A 25233-nucleotide genomic window follows, 5' to 3' on the forward strand; every position below is an offset into this window, starting at 1 on the left:
ATCCACAGCCTTCCCTCTCCTAAATCCTGAAAGAACATGGACGCAGAAAAAACAGTACAACGATCAGAAGCTCAGAACGTTTCCCAAATACAGAAAGACCTTAACAAACGCGACGAATTACTGCTCACCCCCGACGAGCAACGGATCAAAGAAGCCTTTCAGGACCGGAACTGGAACGAAATAAAAATTGCCGACTCCTGGGTCATTTTCAAAGTCATGGCCGAGTTCGTCGAAGGCTTCGACAAACTGGCCAAAATTGGGCCGTGTGTGTCCATCTTCGGATCGGCACGGACCAAACCGGATAATCCGTATTACCAGATCGCCGAAGAAATTGCGGCTAAACTCGTGAAGCACGGCTACGGAGTCATCACCGGCGGTGGCCCCGGTATCATGGAAGCGGGAAACAAAGGGGCCTTCGAGCAGGGCGGTAAATCAGTCGGTCTGAACATTCAGCTTCCGTTCGAACAGGAAAGCAACATCTACATCGATCCGGACAAAAACATCAATTTCGACTTTTTCTTTGTTCGAAAAGTGATGTTCGTCAAATACGCCCAGGGATTTATTGCCCTGCCGGGCGGTTTTGGTACGCTGGACGAACTGTTCGAATCGCTGACGCTGATTCAGACGAAAAAAATTGCGCGCTTCCCAATCGTTCTGGTTGGCCGGACGTTCTGGCAGGGGCTGGTCGACTGGATTGAAGAAACGATGCTGGAGAAAGAAAACAACATCAGTCCCGGCGATATGAAACTGATTTCGCTGGTCGATACGCCGGAAGAAGCCGTCAAAGCCATCGATGATTTCTATATGAAGTATCTGCTGAAACCGAACTTTTAATGGCTATTTTGCCCCTAAACCCCCTGAAGGGGACTTGGACGCGACTAAATCCAGATCAGAAAGTCCCCTTCAGGGGATTTAGGGGCGTATCAAAACGCCAGATACGGCGTCAGCTTTTCAATCGTTTTGGCGTCGAGAATCCGGATGTTGCGGAGCGATTCGGGCGAGGTAAACGGCCCGTGTTGCGTGCGGTAATTGACAATGATTTCGGCTTGCCGTTTCGAGAGATAAACGTGTCGATCCAGTTCTTCGGCGGTGGCGGTATTGATCGCCAGCTTTTTAACCGGCATTTGAACTTGACCATATTTATTCAATTCTTCAAGGGCCAGCGAGTCCAGCCCAAACACCTCCGCGTATTGATCCGGTGAAATAAAACCGCCCAGTGCATCCCGAAATTTTATGATCCGCCCCGCCAGTTTGGAACCAATGCCCCGGAGTTTTTTCAGTTCGGTGGTGTCGGCGGTATTGATGTCGAAAGGTTGCACCACGGGCCTGCTGTAGCGTTCGGCGGAAACGGAATAGGCCGGTTTACGGTCAGCATACGGTTTGTTCCTCTCCGGTTCTGCATCAGCAAACCGTTCCCGGAATTTCTCAGACGGTTTTTCAGTTTTTTTTCCCTCACTCAGCCGGATATACGGTTCCAGTTCGCCGTAGAGTTCCGGGGGAAAATCGTAAATTCTCAGCAAGTCTTCTTTTTTTCGAAACTGACCACCTTTAGAACGGTAGCGAACAATGCGGTCGGCCAGCCAGCGCGGAGCCCCCAGCCGTTGCCAGCTTTCAGCATCGACGGTGTTGGGATCGAACGCAAACCGTTCGGCTTTTTTGGTTTTTACGTCGGGCTCGTAACGCCCTGGCCTCGTTTCGCGTCGTTCATCAACTTCACGGTTATCAACTTCCAGCAAAGCCACCAGACTGTCAAGCTGTCGTTTATCAGACGCGGATGTGTCGGGAATCGAATCGGGAACCCACAGGCGGTAGGCGAGCGGCAGCAGCAACAGGAAGCCGGTAAGTGTCAGCAGGGCTAACATACCCCGCGCTTCCTGCTGGGATACTCCAAAATAATCGCGGAGTATGGCTACTGCCCTCTTCATGAACACATTCCGGGATGAGTGGATAAATTGGTGTCACGGTGGGATTCCCGGAACTTGTTTATTAGACGGTGAAAATTTGAAAAGTAACGGAATGCTTCAAAAAAGAAATTGCTTTTCAGAACAGATCCTTCGTAAATTCAACGACTCATTCTATGGGAGAATAGTTCTCTGGGAGTACGTTCGTTTACACCGCTATGGCATTTATTGATTATTATCAAACACTCGGCATCGAGAAGGGCGCAACGGAGGAGGCTATTAAAAAGGCTTACCGGAAACTGGCCCGAAAATACCATCCGGATCTCAACCCCAATGACAAGGAAGCCAATACCAAATTCCAGCAAATCAACGAAGCCAATGAGGTGTTGAGCGATCCGGAGAAACGGAAGAAATACGATCAATACGGCGAAGACTGGAAACATGCCGAACAGTTTGAACAGGCCCGGCAGTCGCAGCAACGGAGCAATCCGGGCGGACCGCGGACTTCCGGCGAGTCCTTTTCCGGGGGCGATTTCTCCGAGTTCTTTGAATCATTTTTTGGCGAACAGCCCCGCAGCGGTCGGCAGGCCCAGTTTCGGGGTCAGGATTACACCGCTGAGCTTCACGTCAGTTTGCGGGAAGCCTACCAGACTCACCAGCACACGCTCACGGTGAACGGGAAAAATATCCGCATCACGGTTCCGGCCGGTATTGCCAACGGGCAGGTCATCAAGCTCAAAAGCCAGGGCGGGCCGGGTGCCAACGGCGGCCCGGCGGGGGATCTGTACATTACGTTTGTCATCGCCGACGATCCGGTTTTCAAACGCCTGAACGATGATCTCTACCTGACCGTTGACCTGGACTTGTATACGGCGGTTTTAGGCGGTGAACTCACCATCGAGACCCTGAGCGGCAAAGTCAAGCTGAAAGTGAGTCCCGAAACGCAGAATGGAACGAAAGTCCGGCTGAAAGGCAAAGGCTTCCCGGTCTATAAACAGGACGGCCAGTTTGGCGATTTATACGTCACGTATTCCGTCAAAATCCCGACCGGTTTAACGGACAAACAAAAAGAATTATTCAAGGAAATCTCTCAATTGTAACTGCTCATGTTATGCAACCGGAAGATGTGATTCTTGTTGAGGAATATTGTCTGAACTATGCGATTGAAGAAACGTTCGTGTTCTCACTGGAAGAATACGGCTTGGTCGAGCTGGTCGTAGCAAACGACCGGAAGTGGATTCCCCTCCATCAATTGCAGGTGATCGAAAAATTCAGCCACTTTTATTACGAGCTGGACATCAATGTCGACGGGATCGACGCGATCAGTCATCTGCTCCGGAAAGTGGAAACGATGCAGGAAGAGATTCGGTTGCTGAAAAGCCGGTTGAATGTGTATGAAGGAAGGCCGTAACGTCTGTTCGTTTTTTGAAACCGTCTCTGTGTCAATTGGCCTTCTATTCGATACGGTTTTGGTGTTCTACTCAAAAGTATAAATTTTTTGTCAGGCGACTGGTCTAAATCCGTATTTTTGCGCCATCATGGAAGACGCAAAACCGAAACAGGCACCCGCCACCTCTCTGCAAGACATTATCTCCCACGCCAAAGAATACGGCTTCGTGTTCCCGTCCAGCGAAATTTACGACGGGTTACAGGCGGTTTATGACTACGGTCAGAACGGCGTTGAACTGAAAAATAACCTCAAATCGGTGTGGTGGAAGGCCATGACGCAACTCAACGACAACGTCGTGGGCATCGATGCGTCCATTTTCATGCACCCGCTGACGTGGAAAGCGTCGGGCCACGTGGACTCCTTCAACGACCCGATGATCGACAACAAGGATTCCAAAAAACGCTACCGCGCCGACCAGTTGCTCGAACTGAAAGCTGAGGAATATGCCGCCAACGGCCAGCCTGAAAAAGGCCACGCCCTGCTGATGGAGATGGGCCGGTTACTGGGCGAAAACGATCTCGACGCCGTCCGCGAACTGATCATCAGCGAAGGCATCGTCGATCCGATTTCCAAAACCGCCAACTGGACCGAAGTGCGGCAATTTAACCTGATGTTCTCGACGCAGGTAGGTTCCGTGGCCGAAGATTCCAGCCTGATTTACCTCCGTCCGGAAACCGCTCAGGGTATTTTTGTCAACTTCCTGAACGTGCAGAAAACCGGTCGGATGAAGATTCCGTTTGGGATTGCCCAAATCGGTAAAGCGTTTCGGAACGAGATCGTGGCCCGGCAGTTTACGTTCCGGATGCGCGAGTTCGAGCAGATGGAAATGCAGTTTTTCGTCCGGCCCGGCACCGAAATGGAATGGTACGAAAAATGGAAAGCCGCCCGGCTGAACTTCCACAAAGCCGTCGGTTTGCCCGCCGAAAAATTGAAATTTCACGTTCACGAGAAGCTGGCCCACTACGCCAACGCTGCAGTCGACATCGAATACCAGTTTCCATTTGGCTTCCGTGAAATGGAAGGCATTCACTCCCGGACTGATTTCGACCTGAAAAGCCATCAGGAACTGAGCCGGAAAAAGCAGCAATATTTCGACAACGACCTCGACGAAAACGGCAAACCGTTCGGTAATTACATCCCGTACGTGGTTGAAACGTCCGTCGGCGCCGACCGGCTGTTTCTGGCGGTTTTCTGCAATGCCTTTACGGAAGAAGTGGTGGGCGAAGGCGAAACCCAGAAAACCCGGACGTACCTGAAACTGCACCCAGCCCTGGCGCCGGTGAAAGCCGCCATCTTCCCGCTCGTTCGGAAAGACGGTTTGCCCGAAAAAGCGCAGCAGATTCTCAAGCTCCTGCGCAACGATTTCCGGGTCATTTACGAAGAACGCGACGCCATCGGCAAACGCTATACCCGCCAGGATCTGATCGGAACACCGTTCTGCATCGCCGTCGATTACCAGACGCTGGAAGACGATACCGTCACGATTCGCCACCGCGACACGACCGAGCAAATCCGGATGCCCATCAGCGAACTGAAACAGCACATCGGACAGGCGGTTTCGATGGAGCGGATTCTGGAGCAACTCTAGGTTTCAGTACCCACGGATTGAGTCCCTGTTTTTTCCACTATCTCAAAAAACGCGGGCTTCAGTCCGTGGGTACCTATGAAAATCACTATTTATACCTCCGTTCAGCAGGACTACCGACGCGTGTGGGCGGGCTTCACCCGGCAGTTGTTCGACCAGCTTAGTCCGCCGTTTCCGCCCGTCGATGTCGTTCGGTTTGATGGCTGTCTGAAAGGAGATACCGTGCATTTGCGTCTCAATTTTCTGCTTTTCAAACAGGACTGGATCAGTGTAATCATTGAGCAGCAGGAAATCGATCAGGAGATTTATTTTATCGACAAAGGCACCCAACTGCCCTTCTTCCTCTCCTCCTGGCACCACAAACACCGGATCATCCGGGATGGCAACCACACCCGCATTGCCGACGAAATCACCTTCCGTACGCCCACGTTGCTAACGGATTTTCTGCTTTACCCGGTTTTTTACGGTTTGTTTGCCTATCGGGGACCGGTTTATAAACGTATTTTCCAACCCTGACAGCGGCCTAGGGCCCTGTCAGCGGTTGGAAAATTTGAGTTTAAAATAGAATTCCAGATCGATAGATTCTTAAAAAGGAAAACTCCTGACAAAGCGCCGTGCTGTTGTCAGGAGTTTTTTGGTGATACGGCCGTTCAACCGCTGACAGGGCCTTCGGCCGCTGTCAGGGTTTCACTATTTTGATCAAGCGGGATTGTTGTCCGGCCTGGGCGCGAAGCAGGTAGAGGCCGGCAGCCTGGTGACGAACAGTCATCGTCTGACGTTGCCACTGGCCCGTTGCCGGCATTGCGTGCTGCAAAACCGTACGGCCTTGTAGATCCGTCAGTTGGAAACGAACCTCCTCGCCTGCCGGTGCCGAAAACTCTACGTCAAAGATGTCTGAAACCGGGTTGGATAACACGCGAACGTGCAGCCCCTCGCTCGTTTCAGAGGTTGACAACCGCGCTCCGGAAGCAACCGCTGGCTCAATTCCGTACACCAGATTGCCCTGGTAATAAACCGTAATGCGGTCGTTTTCGGAGAAAGGTGCGGCCGCTTTGTACGAGTAGTCATCCGTTTCCACGAAATTCGACCAGTTGGCTTTCGAAATCCGGTACTGAATGTTGCCCGTATTACTGAGCGGGTACAGGGTGCCAACCGCCGGATTCACCTTCAGTTCCAGGTAGGTTTCAGCACCCGTCCGCACGGGGTCGACCGGAACGAACTGGCCCGTCACATTGGCATTGCCGAGTTTGGCGTAGTCGATAAAATAATTCAGGCTGGCGGTTCCTTCGGGCGTAAACCAGTAGCGCACCGTTAGGTCGCCATACGCCAGCGGCACATTGCCTTCATTGTTGACTTTCAGAAAGGTGCTGATCGAATTGGAGTTGGGCCGGTTGTTTTTGTTCTCCGAAAGCACCTTCAACTTGACCAGGGCCGGAGCGATGGGCGGTTCCTCACCCCACACCAGCGTGCCGTTGCGATACACCGTTATGCGGTCCGTCAGGGCATAGCTGGTATTGGTCCGATAGGAGTAATCATCGGTTTCGCTCAGGTCTGCCCAGTCTTTGTTCGCAATCCGGGTTTGAATCGGGCCGGACGTACCGCCCACAGCCAGACTGCCCGCTGAGGGATCAAAACCGTATTCGACGTATCCGTTGGCTCCGTTTCGGGCGGGTGTGTCCTGCCGGACGTAGGTCATCTTCACTTTGTTATTTCCCAACTGCGCATAATCGATAAAGGTGTTGATGCCCGCGTAATTTTCCGCCGTAAACCAGTAGCGAACCGTCAATTCGCTGTAGGGCACGGCGGTCGTTCCCTCGTTGACCAGTTTCAGATACGGTTTGATCTGGTTGTTGGTAGCCTGTCCATTTCCGTTATCGCCGTTCTGGTATTGAACTTTCACCAGCGTCAACTGCGACAGATCGAAACGCGCCACCACCGGAACGTGATCGGAGGTGGTGTTGCCATAATCAGGAATCGTCAGATACGGTGTTCCAACCCCCGCCGAACCGGCGAGGTAAGCCGGTGCTAACTCATTGGAAACCATGATGTGATCGATCACGTTGTCTTCCGTCAGATAGGTCCGGAAACCGTTGTCACTCAGCACCTGGGTTACGCCCGTAAAACCAGCGGCATCGTCAGTAAACGGTTTGTACGTCGTTTCGGTCGTGGCGATATCGGCCACCGTCCGGTCGAGGTCGTCGTTGAAGTCTCCCGCCAGAATCAGCAGATCATTCGGATACTGCGCTTTCAGGGTATCATACAACACCTGAATATCGTATTTCCGGCGGTTATACGCCACCAGCGCATTGGCCCCGCCTTCGTTGGCTTTGGCGTGAAGGCCAATGACATTGACCTGTTTGCTCACCCCGGCCACCGTCACGTTGAATTTCCACAAATACGGATACCGCCCGGATGCCCAGAAATTGTCAACGGCGGTTGGATAGCCCGTCAGGTTTTCCACTTTTTCCATCAACGGTTTTTGAGAAATCAGCGTTGCTACGTCCGATTTATACAAAATACAAACCCGCTGCGTGTTTGCGGGTAAGGTCGCCGTCGGTGTCGCCGGATTGGCCGGAATTTCGTGACCCGGATTGTTGGAAACAAAAGGCGAGCAATTTCCCTGATACCCCGGCATTCCCGCCAGCAAACTGGCAATGGCATTGTCCGACGAGATTTCTTCCAGAACAATGATGTCCGATTGCAGACTGTTCAGGACCGAAATGGCATTGGTCACCTGCTGTGCTTCGTTCGTCGGGCCGTTGCCAGTGCTGCCCAGCCATTCGATGTTCCAGGTGGCTACGTCGAGCGTCTGACTTCGGGCAATGGTGCCACCCGTCGGCGCATAGGGCACGGAACCCGGTATGTCCTGCGTCGAGCGCGGCAGCAATTGCGTGACGGTGTTGAACCGACCGACCACCCCGGTGATAGCCGCCGGATTGGCGGGGTTGGTGTTGCCGGGAATATTCGTCCCCCGGTTGATCCGCACTTCCTGCGTGCCACTGCCATCCTGTAACCGGAAATTGGCATCCGGCGTCAGCACAAAAACCGGGTTGGACGACGCCACAGTCGTATTCGGGCGAATGACGGCGGCATTCACCGTCACCAGTTGCCCTTCAAAATCAGGTAGTTGAGTGGTCGTAACTACCCTGGGAGCCAGCGGCCCCTGTGAACCGAAGCTCGTAAAGGTGACCGCTCCCGAAACCTGCTTGTTGCTGTTGAAAGCGCCTAGCGTTCCGCCCGTGATCTGAACCGAGTCGCCAATCTGAATGCTGCTGCGGAAAGCCGCATTGAAAATTGCAATCCCGCCCGTCGGATCCTGAATATAGGCCACATCGTTGAACTGGTTGCTGACCGTCACCCGACCCGCAATTTTCCCGCCCGGTAACGCGGAGATTGGCGTATTCACCGGCTGACTGCGCGCCAGGGCGATGCTGGCGATGGTATTGGGATCGTACACCGTTCCACTGACGGTTATATCGAATGACACCGAACCACTGACGTTGGTAACAGTTCCACCCGGCGTTCCCTGAGCGGCTCCGGTCAGCCGGACGTTGATCGGGGTGGCGGCCACACTGCTGTTCGAGAGCGGCAAAGTCAGGGAAGATGTGTAGGTGCTGCCTGTACTGATTTCAAAACCAGCGGGTGCTGTGATCAGCACATCGGCGGTTAGGTTTGTCCCGGAAATCGTGTAGGATTTGGGGGTTGAAGCGGTTCCTTCCGAGGTGGTAAAACCCGACAAGGTGGGTGGATTCACGGAAAGAACCGGCGTTGGCGTCCCTCCGCCTTCGATGGTCGCCGTAATGCTCAGGTCGTCGATGGCCAACCCGTGATCCGAACCGGCGTGGTCGGGATCATACCACCGCAGCATGATTTCACTACCGGGCGTGATCGACAATCCACTGATCGTAAAGCTTTTAGTCTGGCGATTGGCATTGCCGTCGATGGCTCCCGCCGTACCACCTGAAACAGAGTTGGAGAAGTTTAATTCCGGAACGGCGGTGTAATTGGTTGGAACCGCCCCGCCCGCCGGGCTGGTGGTTTCAATGGCGGAGGTCGAAATCAAATACGAAAACTGAACGACCTGTAGATCAACGGCGGCACTGTTTCGCCACTGCTCTCCGTTGTAATTCACGGTTAGTGCCGTAATGGTCGTACCGGTTTCATTTTTCAGCCGATACCCGTACGTGAAATTTCCAGCGGCCGCATTACCGGAACCAACAGAACCCAAAGCCCGGTCGGCGCTGGTTCCGAAGCTGTTCATTGCTCCGGCATTGGAACTTCCGGTGCCGGCCACGATGGTGGTGCCGGTGCCGGTTCGTTCACCGTACAGACCGGGAATGGTGCTGTTCTGGGTAAAAACCGGCGAACCGCTGGCGGGCAGAGCATCCAGATTTTCGGTTCGGGTCAGATTCCCAACCGTGAAGGAAACCTGGGCGAAGCTGTTTGCCTGTACGGCAAATAGCAACAAAATGAGGACTAAAAAGTCCTTGATGAAGTGTCGTAAAAGTGGATGAAGCATACGGATAGCGTTGTTTATCACAAAACTATGACGCTATGCCAATATCCAATGTTACCTATTCATTAATTCTGAAAACATACTATAATACCTTTCCTTTTACCCCTAAATCCCCTGAAGGGGACTTGGACGCAGCATCATCCGGATGCAAAAAGTCCCCTTCAGGGGATTTAGGGGTAATAAGCGGAAGAAGTGGCTATCAAACCGCCCCATTCAGCTAAAAAATAGCCCATTACGGCCTTTTTGCGCTATACTTTCCCCTCCATTTCCAGCGCTTCGTCTTCGGCCTCGATGGTCGAACCGTTTTCGTCAAATTCCCCTTCCCACCGGGCAATCACCACCGTGGCCAGACAGTTTCCAATCACATTGACCGATGTCCGGGCCATGTCCATTAATTCGTCGATACCGAGGATGATAAAAACCGGCTCGACGGGCAGGCCGAACGAAGCCAACGTTCCCAGCAGGATGACGAGCGTGGCCCGCGGCACACCGGCCACACCTTTGCTGGTCAGCATCAGGGTGAAAACCATCAGCAATTGCTGGCTGAACGACATTTCGATTCCGGCGGCCTGGGCCACAAAAACCGACGCCAGCGACAGGTAAAGCGTGGAGCCGTCCAGGTTGAAGCTGTAGCCCGTCGGCATGACAAAGGCCACAATTTTGCGGGGAACACCCAGACGTGTCATGGCTTCCATCGCTTTGGGCAAGGCGGCTTCCGAACTGGTGGTGGCAAAGGCAATCGAAACCGGCTCGACCAGCGCCTGAATGAATTTTTTAATGGGCACTTTGGCAATCAGCGCCACCGGAAACAGCACCAGCAGCAGGAACGCCAGCAGGGCCAGGTAGAGCGTTGCCAGGAGTTGAAAGAGGTTCACCAGAATGCCCAGCCCCATGTGGCCGACGGTATAGGCAATGGCCGCACCCACCCCGATGGGAGCGAAATACATGATGATGGACGTGAATTTGAACATCACTTCCGACAGGCTCTCGGCAAATTTCAGCACCGGGCGACGGTAATGTTCTTTCGTAACGGCGAGCGCAATGGCAAACAATACGCTGAAAACAACGATCTGGAGCACTTCGCCGTTGGCGATGGATTTGGCGATGTTTTCGGGGAAAATATGCAGAACAACGTCTGAAATCGACTGTTTGGCGACATCCGGCAGTTTTTCGCCACCGGCCACTTCCGGCAGGGTAATGCCGACGCCGGCTTTGCTGATGTTGATAGCGGCCAGACCGATAAAGAGGGCTATCGTTGTGACTACTTCAAAATAGAGCAGCGATTTCCAGCCCATCCGGCCCACTTGCTTCAGATCGGAATGTCCCGCAATACCGACCACCAGCGTACCAAACAGCAGCGGAGCAATGATCGTCTTGATCAGTCGAAGAAAAATCTGGCTCAATACCCGCAGATTGACGGCGGCTTCCGGAAAGTCGTTGCCGATCTCCGCACCCACCACCATCGAAATCAGAATCCAGGCCGTCAGCGATTTCTTACGAATACCGTAATAAATCAACCCCACGATCGCCAGCCAACGTACCACCAGCAGCAGCATTGTCGGAAGCGCAATCCAGTTCAGATCCGTCAGAACGGTCAGCACAGCCGCCAGGGTAAAAGGAATCAAGGTTATCAGGAGTAAAGATCGATTGTTCTGCATAGCCGGTTTTTACGGTAGAATCTATTTTGCTGCAAGTATCTTACATCATTTTTAATTTCAAAACAAACCCTGCTACTTTCTTTGATTAATTCACCAAATAGACTGCTGCACAATATTTTAAGCAGATGTTTGGATTTGTTCCGTGACATTGCGTACGTTAGGTCTGTTTTTCAACTCCTTAACCTCTTTTTTATGCAACCCGTGTACAATACGCCTTCTACCCAGGTCAAAGCCGATCCCGGTCAACGATTTGTTGCCGCCCTGATCGACGGCTTTGTGGCTTACATTCCTTTTCTGATCCTTACGGTCGTTAGTTATCGGCTCGCCATGATCGGCTGGATTTTCCTGCTGGGCTATCAACTCACCAAAGATGCTTTGCCGGAAGTAGGCGGTTTTCTGGGCGGACAAAGCGTCGGCAAAAAAATAATGAAGATAAAAGTCATCAAAGAGGATACCGGTCAGGGCATTCTGGGCGACTACGGCACCGCCATCGTCCGGCAGGTATCCCTGATGATTCCCATTTTCGGAATTGTCGATGCCTTCATGGTGCTGGGTGACGACCGGAAGCGGTTTGGCGACAAATGGGCAAAAACCATCGTTGTCAAAGCCTGATCAATTCTAAAAAAAGCCGGGGCAACGTTTGGAAAACCGCTGCCCCGGCTTTTTAATGCGCAATAACTACTGAACAAATGCATTCGCCTGTTCCGTCGTCATTCCGCATTTTTTAGTAGATTGCCCGGAAAACTGGCCGACAAACCCATTCTGCGGCCATTTGTCCCAAAACCGGGTTAAGCCAACCGGAGGCTTCTATCTTCGTACCCAGAATTCATTTCGCATCCGGGCTTTTTTTAACCTATCTATGAACATTCTTGAAACCCGCCACATTGTCAAACAATACGCACAACACCGGGCTTTAGACGACGTCAGCATCGATATTCCGCGCGGACAGATCTTCGGTCTGTTGGGACCCAACGGGGCCGGAAAAACCTCCCTCATCCGGATTATCAACCAGATCACCGGCCCCGACGAAGGGGAAGTCTTTTTCGATGGAAAACCGCTCGGTCCCGAACACATCAGCCGAATCGGCTATCTGCCCGAAGAACGTGGCCTGTACAAAAAAATGAAGGTCGGCGAACAACTGCTGTATCTGGCTCAACTCAAGGGACTTAGCGAACGGCAGGCGATGGAAAAACTAAAAGCCTGGTTCATCAAATTCGACATCAAGACCTGGTGGACCAAAAACGTGGAGGACCTGTCGAAAGGGATGCAGCAGAAAATTCAGTTTGTGGCCACGGTGCTGCACGAACCGGATCTGATTATTCTCGACGAACCCTTCTCCGGCTTCGACCCGATCAATGCCAACCTCATCAAAGACGAAATTCTGGAACTGCGCGAAAAAGGCAGCACCATCATTTTCTCGACCCACCGCATGGAATCCGTCGAGGAACTCTGCGACCACATTGCGCTGATTAACCGCTCGAAAAAAGTCCTCGACGGCCCGAAGAAAGCCATCAAGGAACAATTCAAAACCCATACCTACCACGTTGAATACCAGGGCGTTTTGAATGACCTCAATCCGGCGTATACGGTTTTGGATAAAAAACCATTGGAAGACGGTTTTCTGCGGGCCAACATCCGGATTCCGCGCGACGCAGCCGTCAACGAACTGGTTCGCGACCTCATCGACCACGTAAACGTGCGCGCCTTTGGCGAAAACATCCCCACGATGAACGACATCTTCATCAAAGCCGTCGGCGAAGTTCCCACAACTTAACTAAATTGTGAATGAGTGAATGATAGACGGGGCCGCCCGCGCGGTGAATGAATAAGCTCCGCAGGAAGCAATAGTAGCGAAGTTATTCTATCATTCACTCATTCTATCATTCACTCATTGATACACTGACAGTCATGAAAATAATTTTCCTCATTCTGAAACGCGAATACCTGGTCCGGGTCAAGAAAAAGTCTTTTCTGATTATGACCCTGGTGACGCCCCTGCTGGTTTCCTGCATCTGGCTCATTCCGATCTTTTTCGCCATGCGCGGCATCGACCAGAAAAAAATCGAAGTCATCGACGAAACCGGCAAGTTTGAAAACACGTTCAAAAACACCAAAGAACTGGTTTTCCAGACCGTCAAAACGCCGGTTGAACAAGCCAAGAAAGACTTCGGCAAAAGTGGTTACGATGCCCTGGTACACATCCCGGTTTCCATTCTGGAGAATCCGAAAAGTCTGAAGATTTACGCGGAGAAGAATGTCAGTCTGGATGTAAAAAGCGGGATTGAAAAAGCCATCGAGCAGGAAATTGAGAATATTCGGTTGCTCGATGCCGGGATTGACCGCAAAGTACTCGAAAGCACGAAGGTGGACGTGTCGTCGGACACCTACAGCCTGAGCGACGAAGGTGAGAAAGACAGCAGTTCGGGGGCGGCCACCGGCATTGGCTACCTCTGCGCGTTCATCATTTACATCGCCATTTTCATTTATGGGGTGCAGGTGATGCGGGGTGTGATGGAAGAAAAAACCAACCGCATTGTGGAAGTGATCATTTCGTCGGTCAAACCGTTCCAGCTCATGGCGGGAAAAATTACCGGTGTTGCGCTGGTGGGTCTGACGCAGTTTCTGCTCTGGATTCTGCTCACCTTCGGCATCTCGTCCGTCATGTCGAGTTTTCTGGGCGAAAGCGTAGGACCCCAGAAACGCGTCGAGATGATGGCACAGCAGCCGGGCGTGTCGCAGGCACCCACCGTCGAAAAACCAAAAACGGAACAGAAAAGCAGCCCCATGACCACGGTGCTGAAAGCCGTCAGCACCCTGAATATTCCACTGATTATTGGCTGTTTCCTGCTATACTTCATCGGCGGCTACCTGATTTACAGTGCGTTGTTTGCCGCCGTGGGTTCGGCGGTCGATAGCGACACCGACGTTCAGCAGTTCATGTTCCCCATCACGATTCCACTGGTTTTATCATTCATCATGGCGCAGTTTGTGATCCGCGAACCGGATGGCGCGGTGGCTTTCTGGATGTCGATGATTCCGTTTACGTCGCCCATCATCATGATGGTTCGCATTCCGTTCGGTGTTCCGGCCTGGGAAATCGTCCTGTCACTGACCTTACTGATGGGCGGTTTTGTGGGAACCGCCTGGCTGGCAGCGCGCATCTATCGCGTCGGGATTCTGATGTACGGCAAAAAACCGTCGTACAAGGAGCTTGTGAAGTGGGTGTTTTATAAGGCATAAAAGACCGGTCTTGAATGATAAATGTAAAATGATGAATATTAAATGTAAAAGTTAAAATGAGCAATCACTTTTACATTTAATATTCATCATTTTACATTTGAAATTACCTTTCTCACGTATTCAACCACCCCTTGAACGAGTCTGCCCGCTCGCGGCTTACCGAAACTTCTTCTTCCGAGGGCCGGTGTTTCAGCCAGATCCGCAGCCGACCGTTGAAATACGGTTCGATGCGTTCGATGGCCGACAGATGGGTGATGTACTTGCGGTTAATCCGGAAGAAATGCCGGGGGTCCAGCTTGGCCTCCAGTTCGTCGAGCGTTTCGTCGACGATGTATTTGCGGTTTTGATTCGTGATCAGAAACACGACTTTGTCGTCGGCATAGAGGTACAGAATATCGGAGGTTTCAACCACATCGAACCGCCCGCCCTGTTTGATCAGGAAGCGGCTTTTGTAGGTAACCGGCTTAATGCCAAACTCTTCCAGCATTTTCACGAGATTTTCTGAGGCCCCCGGCTGGCTGTCGGCCGATTGCCGCTGGTGCCGGAATTTCTGGATTGCTTTGACCAGTTCTTCCTGTTCGATGGGTTTCAGCAAATAATCGACGCTGTTGACTTTGAAGGCCCGCAGCGCATATTCGTCGTAGGCCGTCGTAAAAATAACCGGCGTTTTGACCTCCACCTGCTGAAAAATCTCGAAACTCAGCCCGTCGGCGAGTTGAATATCCATCAGCAACAAATCAGGCGCGGGATTGGTCTGCCACCAGCGGACAAACGCCCGCACGGTGTCGATCTTTCCCACGATTTCGGCATCGGGGGCTACTTCCCGAATCAACCCTTCCATTCGTTTGACGGCCAGTGGCTCGTCTTCCACAATTAGTATTTTCATTCCGGTAAGCAATTTCCAACCTTGCGATTTAATTCGGGTAATCCATTACAGTAATGGTAATTTAACAATAAACTCCTGCTCGGTTTGCTGAATCACCACCGGGCGATCGGCAGCTAGCTGGGCGTAGCGATTTTGCAGATTTTTCAGTCCAATACCGGTCGAATCGGTTCGCAAACGGCTTTTTAGCTGAAAGACGTTGGCAACGACGAGGCAATCCTTTTCGGTAAAAATCCGAATGCAAAGCGGTTTTTCCAGTGAACATTCGTTGTGTTTTACCACGTTTTCCAGCAACGTCAGCAGGCCCTGCGTAACGATCTGCTTGCTGCGGTCTTCTTCCGACAAATCCACCGAGTAGCGAAAACTCTCGCCAAACCGCATCTGGTTGATAAACAGATAGGATTCCGCAATTTTGAGTTCGGTGGCCAGTTCGATGGTATTCTGTTCGGAATGCTGCAAACTGTAACGGAACACCTTCGAAAGCCGCTCGACAAACTGCACCGATTTGCCGGTATCTTCGGGAATCAGCGCACTCAGGATGTTGAGCGAGTTGAACAGAAAATGCGGGTTCACCTGGTTTTTCAGGGATTCGAACTCCGCTTTCAAAACCGCCTGTTTCAGGCCTTCTTCCATCAGCAACAGGGCTTTCCAGCGTTGAACGAACGATTTCAGCGAATACACCGCCGTGATTCCCGCCGTGATGATGGCAAACAGGCCGCAGATCGAGCAGTAATCCACCAGCCTGAAGTCGATATGCCAGAAAAAACTGATGCCCCAGGTCGCCATGAAACCCGTCAGAGCGGCCAGAATACCACTTGAGGTGACGGTCAGCGAAACCAGTTTCTGGGGCGACAACTGCTCGGCGGAACGATTGAGCAGGTACGGAATAAACCACGATAAAGCCATGTAAATGAACAAACCGCTGCCGATGATGATGGTGATGATGGTGAGTTTGATTTCAATCGGAATCGCTTCTTCCGTGACCAACAGCGTATAAATCAGCAGGATCAGTAAACTCAGTAAGATGCAAAGCCTGATTTTGTTTCTCATGGTGATGCTTCAACTAACCTGACGGTTTTATACTTTTTTGATGTAACTGGCCCCGGCGCTTTCAAAATCCACACTGGGCTCGCCCTGGTATTCCACTTTGCTGGCGCCGGTCGCTTCGGCTTTCAACACCCGCGTGGCGAAGATCTGGGCCGTACAGGCCCCCGTAACCTCCACCGTGGCGTCTTCGACCGGGTACTTCAAGGCATGAAGTGCCGATGCGCCGGTGATGTCGGCCGTCAGATTATGCCCCCGACCCACCAGCGTCAGGCGGGATGCGCCGGTGATGTCGATGTTCAGCGTTTGCACCTCCCCTTCCAGCGACACATTCGAAGCGCCGGTGATGTCGATGTCCAACCCGTGTAATTCCTTGAAGCCAGTCAGTTGAACGGTACACGCGCCCGACACATCCAGTTTGCTCAGGGTAGGCGTTGTGATGGTCAGCAATAGATCGTACTGACGGTGCCAGAAGAAAAAACTGGAACCGATCTTAAGCCATTTCCCGCGCAGCCGCACTTTCACGTTGGCAATGGCCCGGCGCGAACCGCGGGCCGTCAGCGAATATGTGGGGCCATCGGTGACCAGCACGTTCATCATGCCCCATATTTCCAGTTTTTCGAAGGCCGTGATGGGCAAATCTTCGGTTACTTCCTCGTACGATTCTTTATCGGTTTGCCACCAGATCGTCGTCACCAGCGCGAGCAGACCCACGGATAATAAAGTGAGCTGTAAATAATTTTTTACGGGCTCCACGGGTAGCGCATCCGCCAGCAACAGAAAGGTAGTTAAGTCACTCATTTCCAATGACGCTTGTTTTTAAGACAAAGATGGATGGGCTGCTGTGGCCCCACAACCGCCCGCCGACGAACCAACCAAAAAGCTGGATGAGCCGTCGAACCTACCGAAAGATAGCCTTTTTCTGTACTTTTGAACGTGGGTTATTTCGCGGAGTTGAGCGGAGGAAAAGGGAGTTGAGCGGAGTTTCTTTTTAAAATTCCTCTGCTTAACTCCTCTTTCTCCGCTCAACTCCGCGAAATAACCCTCTTAAAAACTATAATTCAACGAGTTATGCCAAGCTGGTATCAGGGAAAAATTCGCTATCAACTCCAGGACCCGACCGGGAAAACCAAAACCATTAACGAAGCGTACCTCATCGACGCCGTTTCGTATACCGATGCCGAAGCCCGGCTGTATAAGGAAGCAGCCGCCAACACCCCCGACTTTTCGGTCACCGCCATCACGCGCATGCGCCTGGCCGACTTATTTCACTTTGAAGAAAGCGGTGAAACCTGGTACAAATGCAAGGTGGTGTACATCACGGAAGACGACAAAGGCCGGGAGAAACGCATTGTGAATCAAATGCTTGTCAACGCCGAAAACGTTAAGCAGGCCTACGAACGAATCGAGATCAGTCTGCATTCAATGCTCATTCCGTTCGAGACTACCGACGTCAACACCACCAAGATCCTGGACATTTACCCCTACATCGAAGAAGAACGCATCCCGTCAAACCTGCGCCCGCTAAGCGAAGTGGTGGGGCAGGAAGAATAAACCGGTTTACGGTATTCGGTTTACGGTAGCTGTCGCATGCTGACTGACGCGCACTTATGTAGGGGTCAGTCACCGTAAACCGAATACTGAAAACCGTAAACTTACTTCCCTGCCAGCGTCTGCAACGGTACCAGTCGCTTGTTGCCTCTGGAATCGATGATCTCCAGGGATTTTATGCCCTTGCCGATGGTCAGTTCCCGCGCCGACTGTGATAGGAAGGATTGGCCGTAATAAAACTCCACCTTCTGTTTTTTTCCTCCTGCATACACCAGGTTAGCGCTCACGTCCGTCGGTTTTAACGGAACGGTTTGCGTGGGTTGTTCGGCGTGGAAAACTTTCAGTGGACCCCGGTTTTGCGTTGCTACGATCAGCGATTTCCCCGGTTCTCCGTTGCGACCGGCACCCGATAAACGAACCAGTCCTTTGGCATTTCCGGGAACGTAAAAACCGCTGGCTCCGGGATTCAGGGCCGTAAAACCGCCTTTTCCGTCGCCTTTCAGCAGCATGCCATTCAGCGCATCGAGACGCCCGACGAGCAATTCGTTGCTAAAATCATTCCCAACCAGCAACACGTCCGGAAAACCGTCCTGATCGAAGTCATCGGCGACCATGCCGAACAGCGGGGCCGTTTGCGCCTGAATCGGCAACGGGTGCAACTCGAACGTTCCGTCGCCTTTGTTCTCCACGTACGCCGACTTCATGTAGTTGGCTTCCAGCACAATCGCGCCTTTCAGTTCTTCTTCCTTGAAGACTTTGTCGATGGAAGCCACGGCAAAATCCTTGTGCAGCGGAAACCGCGCCCGCATCGAAATGATTTGCTTGATGAGATCTTCCCGGCTATTGAACGGAAACTCCCGGCGCTCGCCGTTCTCATCGGCAAAAAATACCGTCGGAATGGCGTCGTAAAAACCGTTGTTGTCAAAATCCTTGGCATACACCCGCCACGGTTCTTCCGGACTCGCCTGCGCCAGCGTGTTCAACCCCAAATTGCCGGCGATGTAGTCCATGTCGCCATCCCGGTCGAAATCAGCCGCCACGAGGGAATTCCACCAGCCTTTCGACTGAGCGATGGCGTGATTGAGCGGTTGTGTGCCTGACGTGGTGCTCAGTTTTTTCCCCTGCACATTTTTCAGGATAGTCAGTGGCATCCACTCGCCCGCCAGCATCAGGTCGGGCCAGCCGTCATTGTCGGTGTCGGTCCACAGCGCATCGCACACCAGACCGATGTTCTGAAGTTCCGGAGCCACGGTTTTTGTCACGTCAGTAAACTTTGGCAAACCGGGTTTGGAATCGTTTCGAAGAATAAAACTGGAAACCGGTCGGGGATATTGATTGGGGACAACACGGCCGCCTACGAACAAATCCAGATCGCCATCGCGGTCAAAATCAGCGGCTTTCACGCACGATTTGCTGATCCGGTTCTGCGGCAGTGCCTGCGGTGTCAGTGTAAACCGCCCTTTCCCGTCGTTCACATAAAACCGGTCCTGATACGAAGCCGTGTTGGCGTCCTCCTCGAAGCCTCCGCTGGCTACATACAGATCCAGGTCGCCATCGCCGTCGGCATCGAAAAGTAGCGTTCCCATGTCTTCTTCCGGTTTTCCGGCCCCCGCCGTTCCGGGCAACAAATCCTGCGGAACCAGTTTTCCAGCAGCGGTTTGTAACAAAAACGATCCTTTTTGGGTCCGCGAACCACCGATGAACAGGTCGTCCAGCCCATCACCGTTGACATCCCCCGCCGAAAGGGCCGGGCCGTATTGGGACAGTTTATGCGGCAACAATTTCTGCTGGTTGTAATCAATGTATTCCGGTTCCTGATGCACGAACTGGATTTTCAGCGAATCGGTAACATCCCGAAACAGCCTTCCGGCGGGAGCCGTTGGCGGCAAAACGGCGGTTTCCGTCGCATTTTTCACATCCACCGTCAGCACCTGATTGGCGTTTACATTCCGCAGCGTCTGGGTTTTTCCGGGGTTTCCGTTTTGTGCTGGCCAGGTGATGCGCACCTCATCAATGGTTTTAGCAGCACCCAGCCCAAAGTGAGCCGCGTTTTCCATCGTTGACAGATAGCCACGGTAAATCGTATGCTCGTAAATCTGTTGCTGGCCTTTTCCGTAGCGCAATTCCACGAAAGCGCCCAGGCCCATGCGATTTTGATCACTCCCTTTGAACTTGACCCGGAGGTAATTCGCCTGCTCCGGTTTTTGCTCCACCAGGTTGTTGCGGTAGACGAAGGCCGGGTCGTCGATGTTGTTGATCACCATGTCCAGATCGCCGTCATTGTCCAGATCACCGTAAGCGGCTCCGCCCGAAAAAGCCGGGGTGGTCAGCCCCCAGTTGCCCGAAACGTCCGCAAACGTCAGGTCGGCGCCGTTGTTTTTGAAGGCATAGTTGTTGATTTTGATAACGGGAATCTGGCCAAGCATGAAATCGCGGGTGGCCACCGACGAATTATCGGCATAATATTGCATAAAATCCCGGTCGGTCACGTCTTTGGGAAAGCCGTTGGTCACAACAATGTCGCGGTAGCCGTCGTGATCGAAGTCGACCACCAGCGGTGTCCAGCTCCAGTCGGTGGCGGCAATGCCGGACAGCAGGCTGATTTCACTGAAAACCGGCTCCCGCGTGCCGGGGCGAAATCCCTGGTTGAGTTGCAGGGTGTTCCGCATATACTGATAGGAAAACTTGAATTCTTCGTTGTTCAGATAGGTCTGGTAGTTGTTGGGCGGAATGAACATTTTCTTGCGGAAATTGTCATTCGGCAGCATGTCCAGCGCGACAATGTCCATCCAGCCGTCGTTGTTCAGGTCGGTTACATCGTTGCCCATCGCCGTCTGGCTGGTGTGCTTGAAAAACGTCCCGGCCTGGTCCGTAAACGCCGGTTTTCCAAAACCGCCTTTCTGGTTGTTGATAAAGAAATGATCTTCCGACAGAAAGTCGTTGGTGATGTAAATGTCTTTCCAGCCGTCGCGGTTGATGTCACAGATGTTCAACCCCAGCCCGTAGCCTTCCAGTTGAATACCGGCTTCTTTGGAGACGTCCGTAAAAACCGGATGCCCGCGTTTGGCGTCAAAATCGTTGCGGTAGAGCCGGTCGGTTGTGGGCGACGAGCCATCCACCAGCTTCTGGTGATAGGCGTTTGGAAACCGTTCCGCCATGTTGGTCAGCACAAACAGATCCAGATCGCCATCGTTGTCATAATCGAAAAAGGCCGCATTGGTCGTGTAGCTGTCGTCATTGATTCCGTATTCTTGGGCCATTTCCTTAAAAACCGGGATGCCGTCTTTCGCGCCAACTCCCTGGTTTACATACAGCAGATTCTCCCGGTCACGGGCGGATTTTCGGATGGTTGCGGTCACGTAAATATCCATCAGACCATCGTTGTTGATATCGACCAGCGCCACGCCCGAGCACCATTTGCCGTTTCCACCGACCCCGGCTGGCCCCGTAACGTCCGTAAATTTGAAGCCTCCCTGGTTCAGATACAGTTTGTTGGCCACCAGATTTCCGGTGAAAAAGACGTCCTGTAACCCATCATTGTTGAAATCGCCGATGGCGGCTCCCCCACCGTTGTAAAAATAATCGACATTCAGAATACTCAGCGTGTCACTTTCGGTCATCTGGTTCGAAAACGCAATACCGGTTTCGTCAGCGGGCATCAAGCTGAAGAGTGATTGATTGGAGAACTGACAGGAACTGATCGACCCACCCAAAAGAAGTAGTACTAAACAACGAAACGATTGTAGAAACATGACTAAAGAATAATAAACCAAATTACTAAAGTACAAAAAAATCACATTCCTCTATTAGAACCAATTTACAGACTCAACCCTTTATTTTCGTCTGGATTTGCGCTGATGAAAACGTTCCCATTACCGGACAAAGTACGTAAAATCACCCATAGAAAACCGCTATCGGGTTAGTAATCAAATCGTATCAAAAAAAAATCACCCGAATCGCGGGAGGATTATTTCAAGGTTAAATTATTCACAATCAATAGACTACAACAAAACATTACCAACTTATCATGAGAGGTAGTAACGGGAATATTTATAATATTTTTTATAAAATTTTGAAGTATGTTTAAAGTACTCTTAATTTAGTACGAAAATAAAACCAATTATTACAAAACCTATCATGAAAGCACAATTCTACAGATTGTTCCAATCTGCGATTTTGGGTGCATTTCTGCTTTTTGTGAGCAGTAGTGTCATGGCCCAGGATCGCCGGGTTAGCGGAAAAGTAACAGGGAAAGACGGGCCGGTTCCGGGCGCGAACATCGTTCTCAAAGGCACTACGACCGGGACTTCTTCGGATGCCGAGGGGAATTACACCCTGAACATTCGGGGCGCCAATCCGGTGCTGGTCATTTCGGCCATCGGTTTCAAATCACAGGAAGTAGCAGTTGGCAATCGTTCGACCGTCGATGTTTCGGTGGAAGATGACGTTACGGCCTTGACGGAGGTCGTTGTAACCGGGTATACGACGGACAGCAAGCGCGACAATGCCGGGGCTATTTCAACCGTAAAATCCCGCGACTTAAAGGTAACACCTTCGGCCAACGTCGAAACCCAGTTGCAGGGTCGCGTTGCCGGGGTTACGGTTATTGCCAGTGGTCAGCCGGGTGCCAACAACACCGTTCGGGTGCGGGGCTTCGGGGCCTTTGGCGGGAACCAGCCCTTGTATGTTGTGGATGGGGTACCCATCGGGACAACCAACTTCCTGAACCCGGATGATATTGAAACCACCACGGTTCTGAAAGATGCCGCAGCCGCTTCCATATACGGAGCACGGGCCGCCAACGGGGTTATCGTTTATACGACGAAAAAAGGAAACCGCCGGGCGCAAAAACTGACCGTTACGTATGATGGTCTGTACGGTTTTACCGATCCCGGTAAATCGCAGGCCATTCTGAATCCGCAGGAGCAAGCCAACTGGACCTGGAATGCGGTTCGCAACCGCCAGGCTTCTCTGGGGCTTCCCGATGATTTTACGGGGATTGCCAACGGTCAATACGGCACTGGATCAACACCGGTTTTGCCGGATTATCTGATGGTAGGAACCCGGTATGGGGTGATCGGTTCGGTTGATCTGGCGGCAGAACGCCCCAAATACAACATCAATACCGACGCCGGAGCCGTTTATCAGGTCGTTCGGGCCAACAAAGCCGGTACGGACTGGTATGATGCCATTACGCGGACGGCTCCCATTCTGCGCCAGACGCTGGGCTTTTCGGGCGGGACTGAAAGCAGCCGGTATTTCTTCAGCCTGGGCCAGCAAAACCAGAACGGTATTCTGAACCACAACAACTTTGCGCGGTATGACCTGCGGGCCAACACGGAGTTTGATATCGTCAAAAACCTGCGGTTTGGTGAAAATATCCAGTTGACCTACGCTAACACCTCCGGTCAGGTGGGTGGCAATGCCGGACAAAACCTGTCGCAGGAAGAAAGCGAAATTCTGAGTGCTTTCCGGATGGCTCCCATCATCCCGATTTACGACGAGTTCGGTGGCTGGGCCGGCACATCGGCCAAAGGGTTCAACAACCCGGCGAACCCGGTGGCGAGCCGGGATGGTGCCAAGAACAACAATAACTTTGGCGTTGGTTTATTCGGAAATGTGTATCTGGAATACGATCCGATTCCGGCTCTGACCCTGCGCAGCAGCCTTGGCGGTCAGTTCTTCAATTTCTACAACAAAACGACTTCGCAGAATACCTACTGGAATGCCGAAGGAAACGGTCGCGGCCTGTCCATCAGCGAAGGCGGTGGGTACTTCCTGGCCTGGACGTTTACGAACACCGCGCAATTCAAACAGAAATTTGGACTGCACAGCGTCGATGTTCTGGCCGGTATCGAAGCCCTGAACGACGGTCGTGGCCGGAACATCAGCGGAACCGGTTCCAACCCGTTCAGTACCGATGTCAACTATGTCACCCTGACCACCACCTCTTCGGTGGGGCGCGTGGTGAACAGCAACATCCAGAACGGGGTTAACTTCTATTCCGTATTCGGACGGCTGAACTACATCTACAACGACAAATATATCGTAACGGGGGTGATTCGTCGCGACGGTTCATCGCGGTTTGGAGCGGCCAATCGGTTTGGGGTTTTCCCGGCCTTCTCGGCAGCCTGGCGGATTTCCGGTGAGAACTTCATGAAAGATGCGACGTTCATTACCGACCTGAAGATTCGGGGGGGCTGGGGCCAAATGGGGAACTCCAACAACGTAGACCCCAACAACCAGTATAGTCTGTTTGCCACCAACGTGGCCAACTCCTACGACATTGGTGCCACCAACAGCACGCTGAGCCCCGGTTTCTTCCGGAGCCGGATCGGTAACCCGAATGCCAAATGGGAAACCAGTACGACCACCAACTTAGGGATCGATGCTACGTTCCTGAATGGTAAACTGGATGTCGTTTTCGATATCTGGCGGAAAGACACCAAAGACCTGCTGTATCAAGTGCCGATTGCCGGCGTTGTCGGGGTTCGGGCTACGGCTCCTTCGGTCAACATCGCCGGGATGCGGAACGAAGGGATCGACCTGTTGATCGGCACCCGCGGAAAACTGAGCAGCGATGTTTCGTATGAAATCAACCTGACGGGTAGCGTTCTCAAAAACCGGATTCAGCAACTAGCTCCGGGCGTTCCGTATTTCGACGTTTCACCGGCTTCCAACCGCCTGGGCTTGCCCGCTACCCGGAACCAGCCCGGTCAGTCGATTGCCTCTTTTTACGGTTTTCAGGTTGTGGGCCTGTTCCAGAATCAGGAAGAAGTTAGAGCCGCTCCTACCCAAACGGGTGCCGGTGTGGGTCGTTTCCGTTTTGCCGACATCAACGGGGATGGTAAAATCGACAACACCGACCGGACGTTCATTGGTAGCCCGGTACCGAAATTTACGGGAGGGATCAACTTCCAGATCAACTACAGGGGATTCGATGCGGCAACGTATTTGTACACCTCGCTGGGCAACAAAATCTTCAACCTGTCGAAATGGTATACCGATTTCTATCCGTCGTTCCCCGGAGCGGCTGTTAGCGAGCGGGTAAAAGATTCGTGGTCGCCGACGAATACGGGCACGAGCCAGCCGATTTTCGAAGATGTTTCCAACTTCAGCACCAACACCCAGCCGAATTCCTTCTATGTGGAAGATGGTTCATACCTGCGGATGCAGAACATTACCCTCGGGTATACGCTGCCTTCGGCCCTGTTGAGCAAACTCAAGTTAGGCCGCGTACGGATTTCCGCATCAGCCAACAACATCTTCACCATCACGAAGTATGAGGGTCTGGACCCTGGTGTCGGTGGAGCGGCTGACCAGAACTTCGGGATCGACGTCGGAAACTATCCGCTGACCCGTAGCTACAATGCCGGCCTGAGCGTTACCTTCTAATTTGAACCAA

General features: G+C 52.4%; 17 protein-coding genes. 10 read left to right on the forward strand and 7 right to left on the reverse strand.

The annotated features are described in order from the left end of the window. Positions 1-36 precede the first annotated feature (36 nt). A complete protein-coding gene (locus DUE52_RS10250) occupies positions 37-834 on the forward strand; it encodes an LOG family protein (RefSeq protein WP_114405912.1) in 798 nt (265 codons plus the stop codon). 89 nt (positions 835-923) lie between these two features. Here the strand turns inward: DUE52_RS10250 and DUE52_RS10255 are convergent, their stop codons facing one another. After that, positions 924-1925: a ComEA family DNA-binding protein gene (locus DUE52_RS10255; protein WP_114405913.1), complete on the reverse strand. Its 1002-nt coding sequence runs from the start codon at positions 1923-1925 to the stop codon at positions 924-926. A 194-nt stretch (positions 1926-2119) separates the two neighbouring features. Here DUE52_RS10255 and DUE52_RS10260 point away from each other — a divergent pair, with 194 nt between their 5' ends. From DUE52_RS10260 to DUE52_RS10275, 4 genes are all read left to right on the forward strand, one after another. Then, positions 2120-3001, forward strand: a complete 882-nt coding sequence (locus DUE52_RS10260) for a DnaJ C-terminal domain-containing protein (protein WP_114405914.1) — start codon at positions 2120-2122, stop codon at positions 2999-3001. An 11-nt stretch (positions 3002-3012) separates the two neighbouring features. Beyond that, positions 3013-3312 (forward strand): chaperone modulator CbpM, encoded by a 300-nt coding sequence (locus DUE52_RS10265; RefSeq protein ID WP_114405915.1) that lies wholly within the window; start codon positions 3013-3015, stop codon positions 3310-3312. A gap of 127 nt (positions 3313-3439) precedes the next feature. After that, positions 3440-4939, forward strand: a complete 1500-nt coding sequence (locus DUE52_RS10270; protein ID WP_114405916.1) for a glycine--tRNA ligase — start codon at positions 3440-3442, stop codon at positions 4937-4939. 75 nt (positions 4940-5014) lie between these two features. Beyond that, positions 5015-5452, forward strand: a complete 438-nt coding sequence (locus tag DUE52_RS10275) for an SRPBCC family protein (RefSeq protein ID WP_114405917.1) — start codon at positions 5015-5017, stop codon at positions 5450-5452. 163 nt (positions 5453-5615) lie between these two features. On the opposite strand, the gene DUE52_RS10280 is transcribed toward DUE52_RS10275, so the two are convergent. Together DUE52_RS10280 and DUE52_RS10285 are read right to left on the reverse strand one after the other, a co-directional pair. Continuing rightward, complete coding sequence (locus tag DUE52_RS10280; protein WP_114405918.1) at positions 5616-9455, reverse strand: cellulose binding domain-containing protein; 3840 nt, start codon at positions 9453-9455, stop codon at positions 5616-5618. 245 nt (positions 9456-9700) lie between these two features. Further along, entirely contained in the window at positions 9701-11077 is a 1377-nt protein-coding gene (locus tag DUE52_RS10285; RefSeq protein WP_229312129.1) for a dicarboxylate/amino acid:cation symporter, read from the reverse strand. Positions 11078-11302: 225 nt separating this feature from the next. On the opposite strand from DUE52_RS10285, the gene DUE52_RS10290 reads away from it, so the two are divergent. The 3 genes from DUE52_RS10290 (at position 11303) to DUE52_RS10300 (ending at position 14350) form a co-directional block, all read left to right on the forward strand. Beyond that, positions 11303-11722 carry an RDD family protein gene (locus DUE52_RS10290; protein WP_114405920.1) on the forward strand — a complete coding sequence of 140 codons (420 nt, stop codon included), beginning with the start codon at positions 11303-11305 and terminating at the stop codon, positions 11720-11722. Positions 11723-11969: 247 nt separating this feature from the next. Then, positions 11970-12884, forward strand: a complete 915-nt coding sequence (locus DUE52_RS10295; RefSeq protein WP_114405921.1) for an ABC transporter ATP-binding protein — start codon at positions 11970-11972, stop codon at positions 12882-12884. A 134-nt stretch (positions 12885-13018) separates the two neighbouring features. After that, on the forward strand, positions 13019-14350 hold the full coding sequence (locus DUE52_RS10300; protein WP_114405922.1) for an ABC transporter permease: 1332 nt from the start codon (positions 13019-13021) through the stop codon (positions 14348-14350). 112 nt (positions 14351-14462) lie between these two features. On the opposite strand, the gene DUE52_RS10305 is transcribed toward DUE52_RS10300, so the two are convergent. The 3 genes from DUE52_RS10305 to DUE52_RS10315 are packed head-to-tail and all read right to left on the reverse strand — an operon-like array spanning position 14463 to position 17078. Beyond that, positions 14463-15236, reverse strand: a complete 774-nt coding sequence (locus DUE52_RS10305; RefSeq protein ID WP_114405923.1) for a LytR/AlgR family response regulator transcription factor — start codon at positions 15234-15236, stop codon at positions 14463-14465. A 45-nt stretch (positions 15237-15281) separates the two neighbouring features. After that, positions 15282-16283, reverse strand: coding sequence for a sensor histidine kinase (locus DUE52_RS10310; RefSeq protein ID WP_114405924.1), 1002 nt, complete (start codon positions 16281-16283; stop codon positions 15282-15284). Positions 16284-16310: 27 nt separating this feature from the next. After that, entirely contained in the window at positions 16311-17078 is a 768-nt protein-coding gene (locus DUE52_RS10315) for a GIN domain-containing protein (protein ID WP_114405925.1), read from the reverse strand. 270 nt (positions 17079-17348) lie between these two features. Between DUE52_RS10315 and DUE52_RS10320 the strand changes: the two genes are divergently transcribed. Beyond that, a complete protein-coding gene (locus DUE52_RS10320) occupies positions 17349-17831 on the forward strand; it encodes a DUF4494 domain-containing protein (protein ID WP_114405926.1) in 483 nt (160 codons plus the stop codon). 101 nt (positions 17832-17932) lie between these two features. Here DUE52_RS10320 and DUE52_RS10325 read toward each other — a convergent pair whose 3' ends face one another. Further along, positions 17933-21487, reverse strand: a complete 3555-nt coding sequence (locus DUE52_RS10325; RefSeq protein ID WP_229312130.1) for a VCBS repeat-containing protein — start codon at positions 21485-21487, stop codon at positions 17933-17935. Positions 21488-21965: 478 nt separating this feature from the next. Here DUE52_RS10325 and DUE52_RS10330 point away from each other — a divergent pair, with 478 nt between their 5' ends. Then, entirely contained in the window at positions 21966-25223 is a 3258-nt protein-coding gene (locus DUE52_RS10330; protein WP_114405927.1) for a SusC/RagA family TonB-linked outer membrane protein, read from the forward strand. The last annotated feature ends 10 nt before the right edge of the window (positions 25224-25233 follow it).

Origin of the sequence: Larkinella punicea (assembly GCF_003334855.1) — a bacterium.
In the GTDB taxonomy this organism is placed as follows: domain Bacteria; phylum Bacteroidota; class Bacteroidia; order Cytophagales; family Spirosomataceae; genus Larkinella; species Larkinella punicea.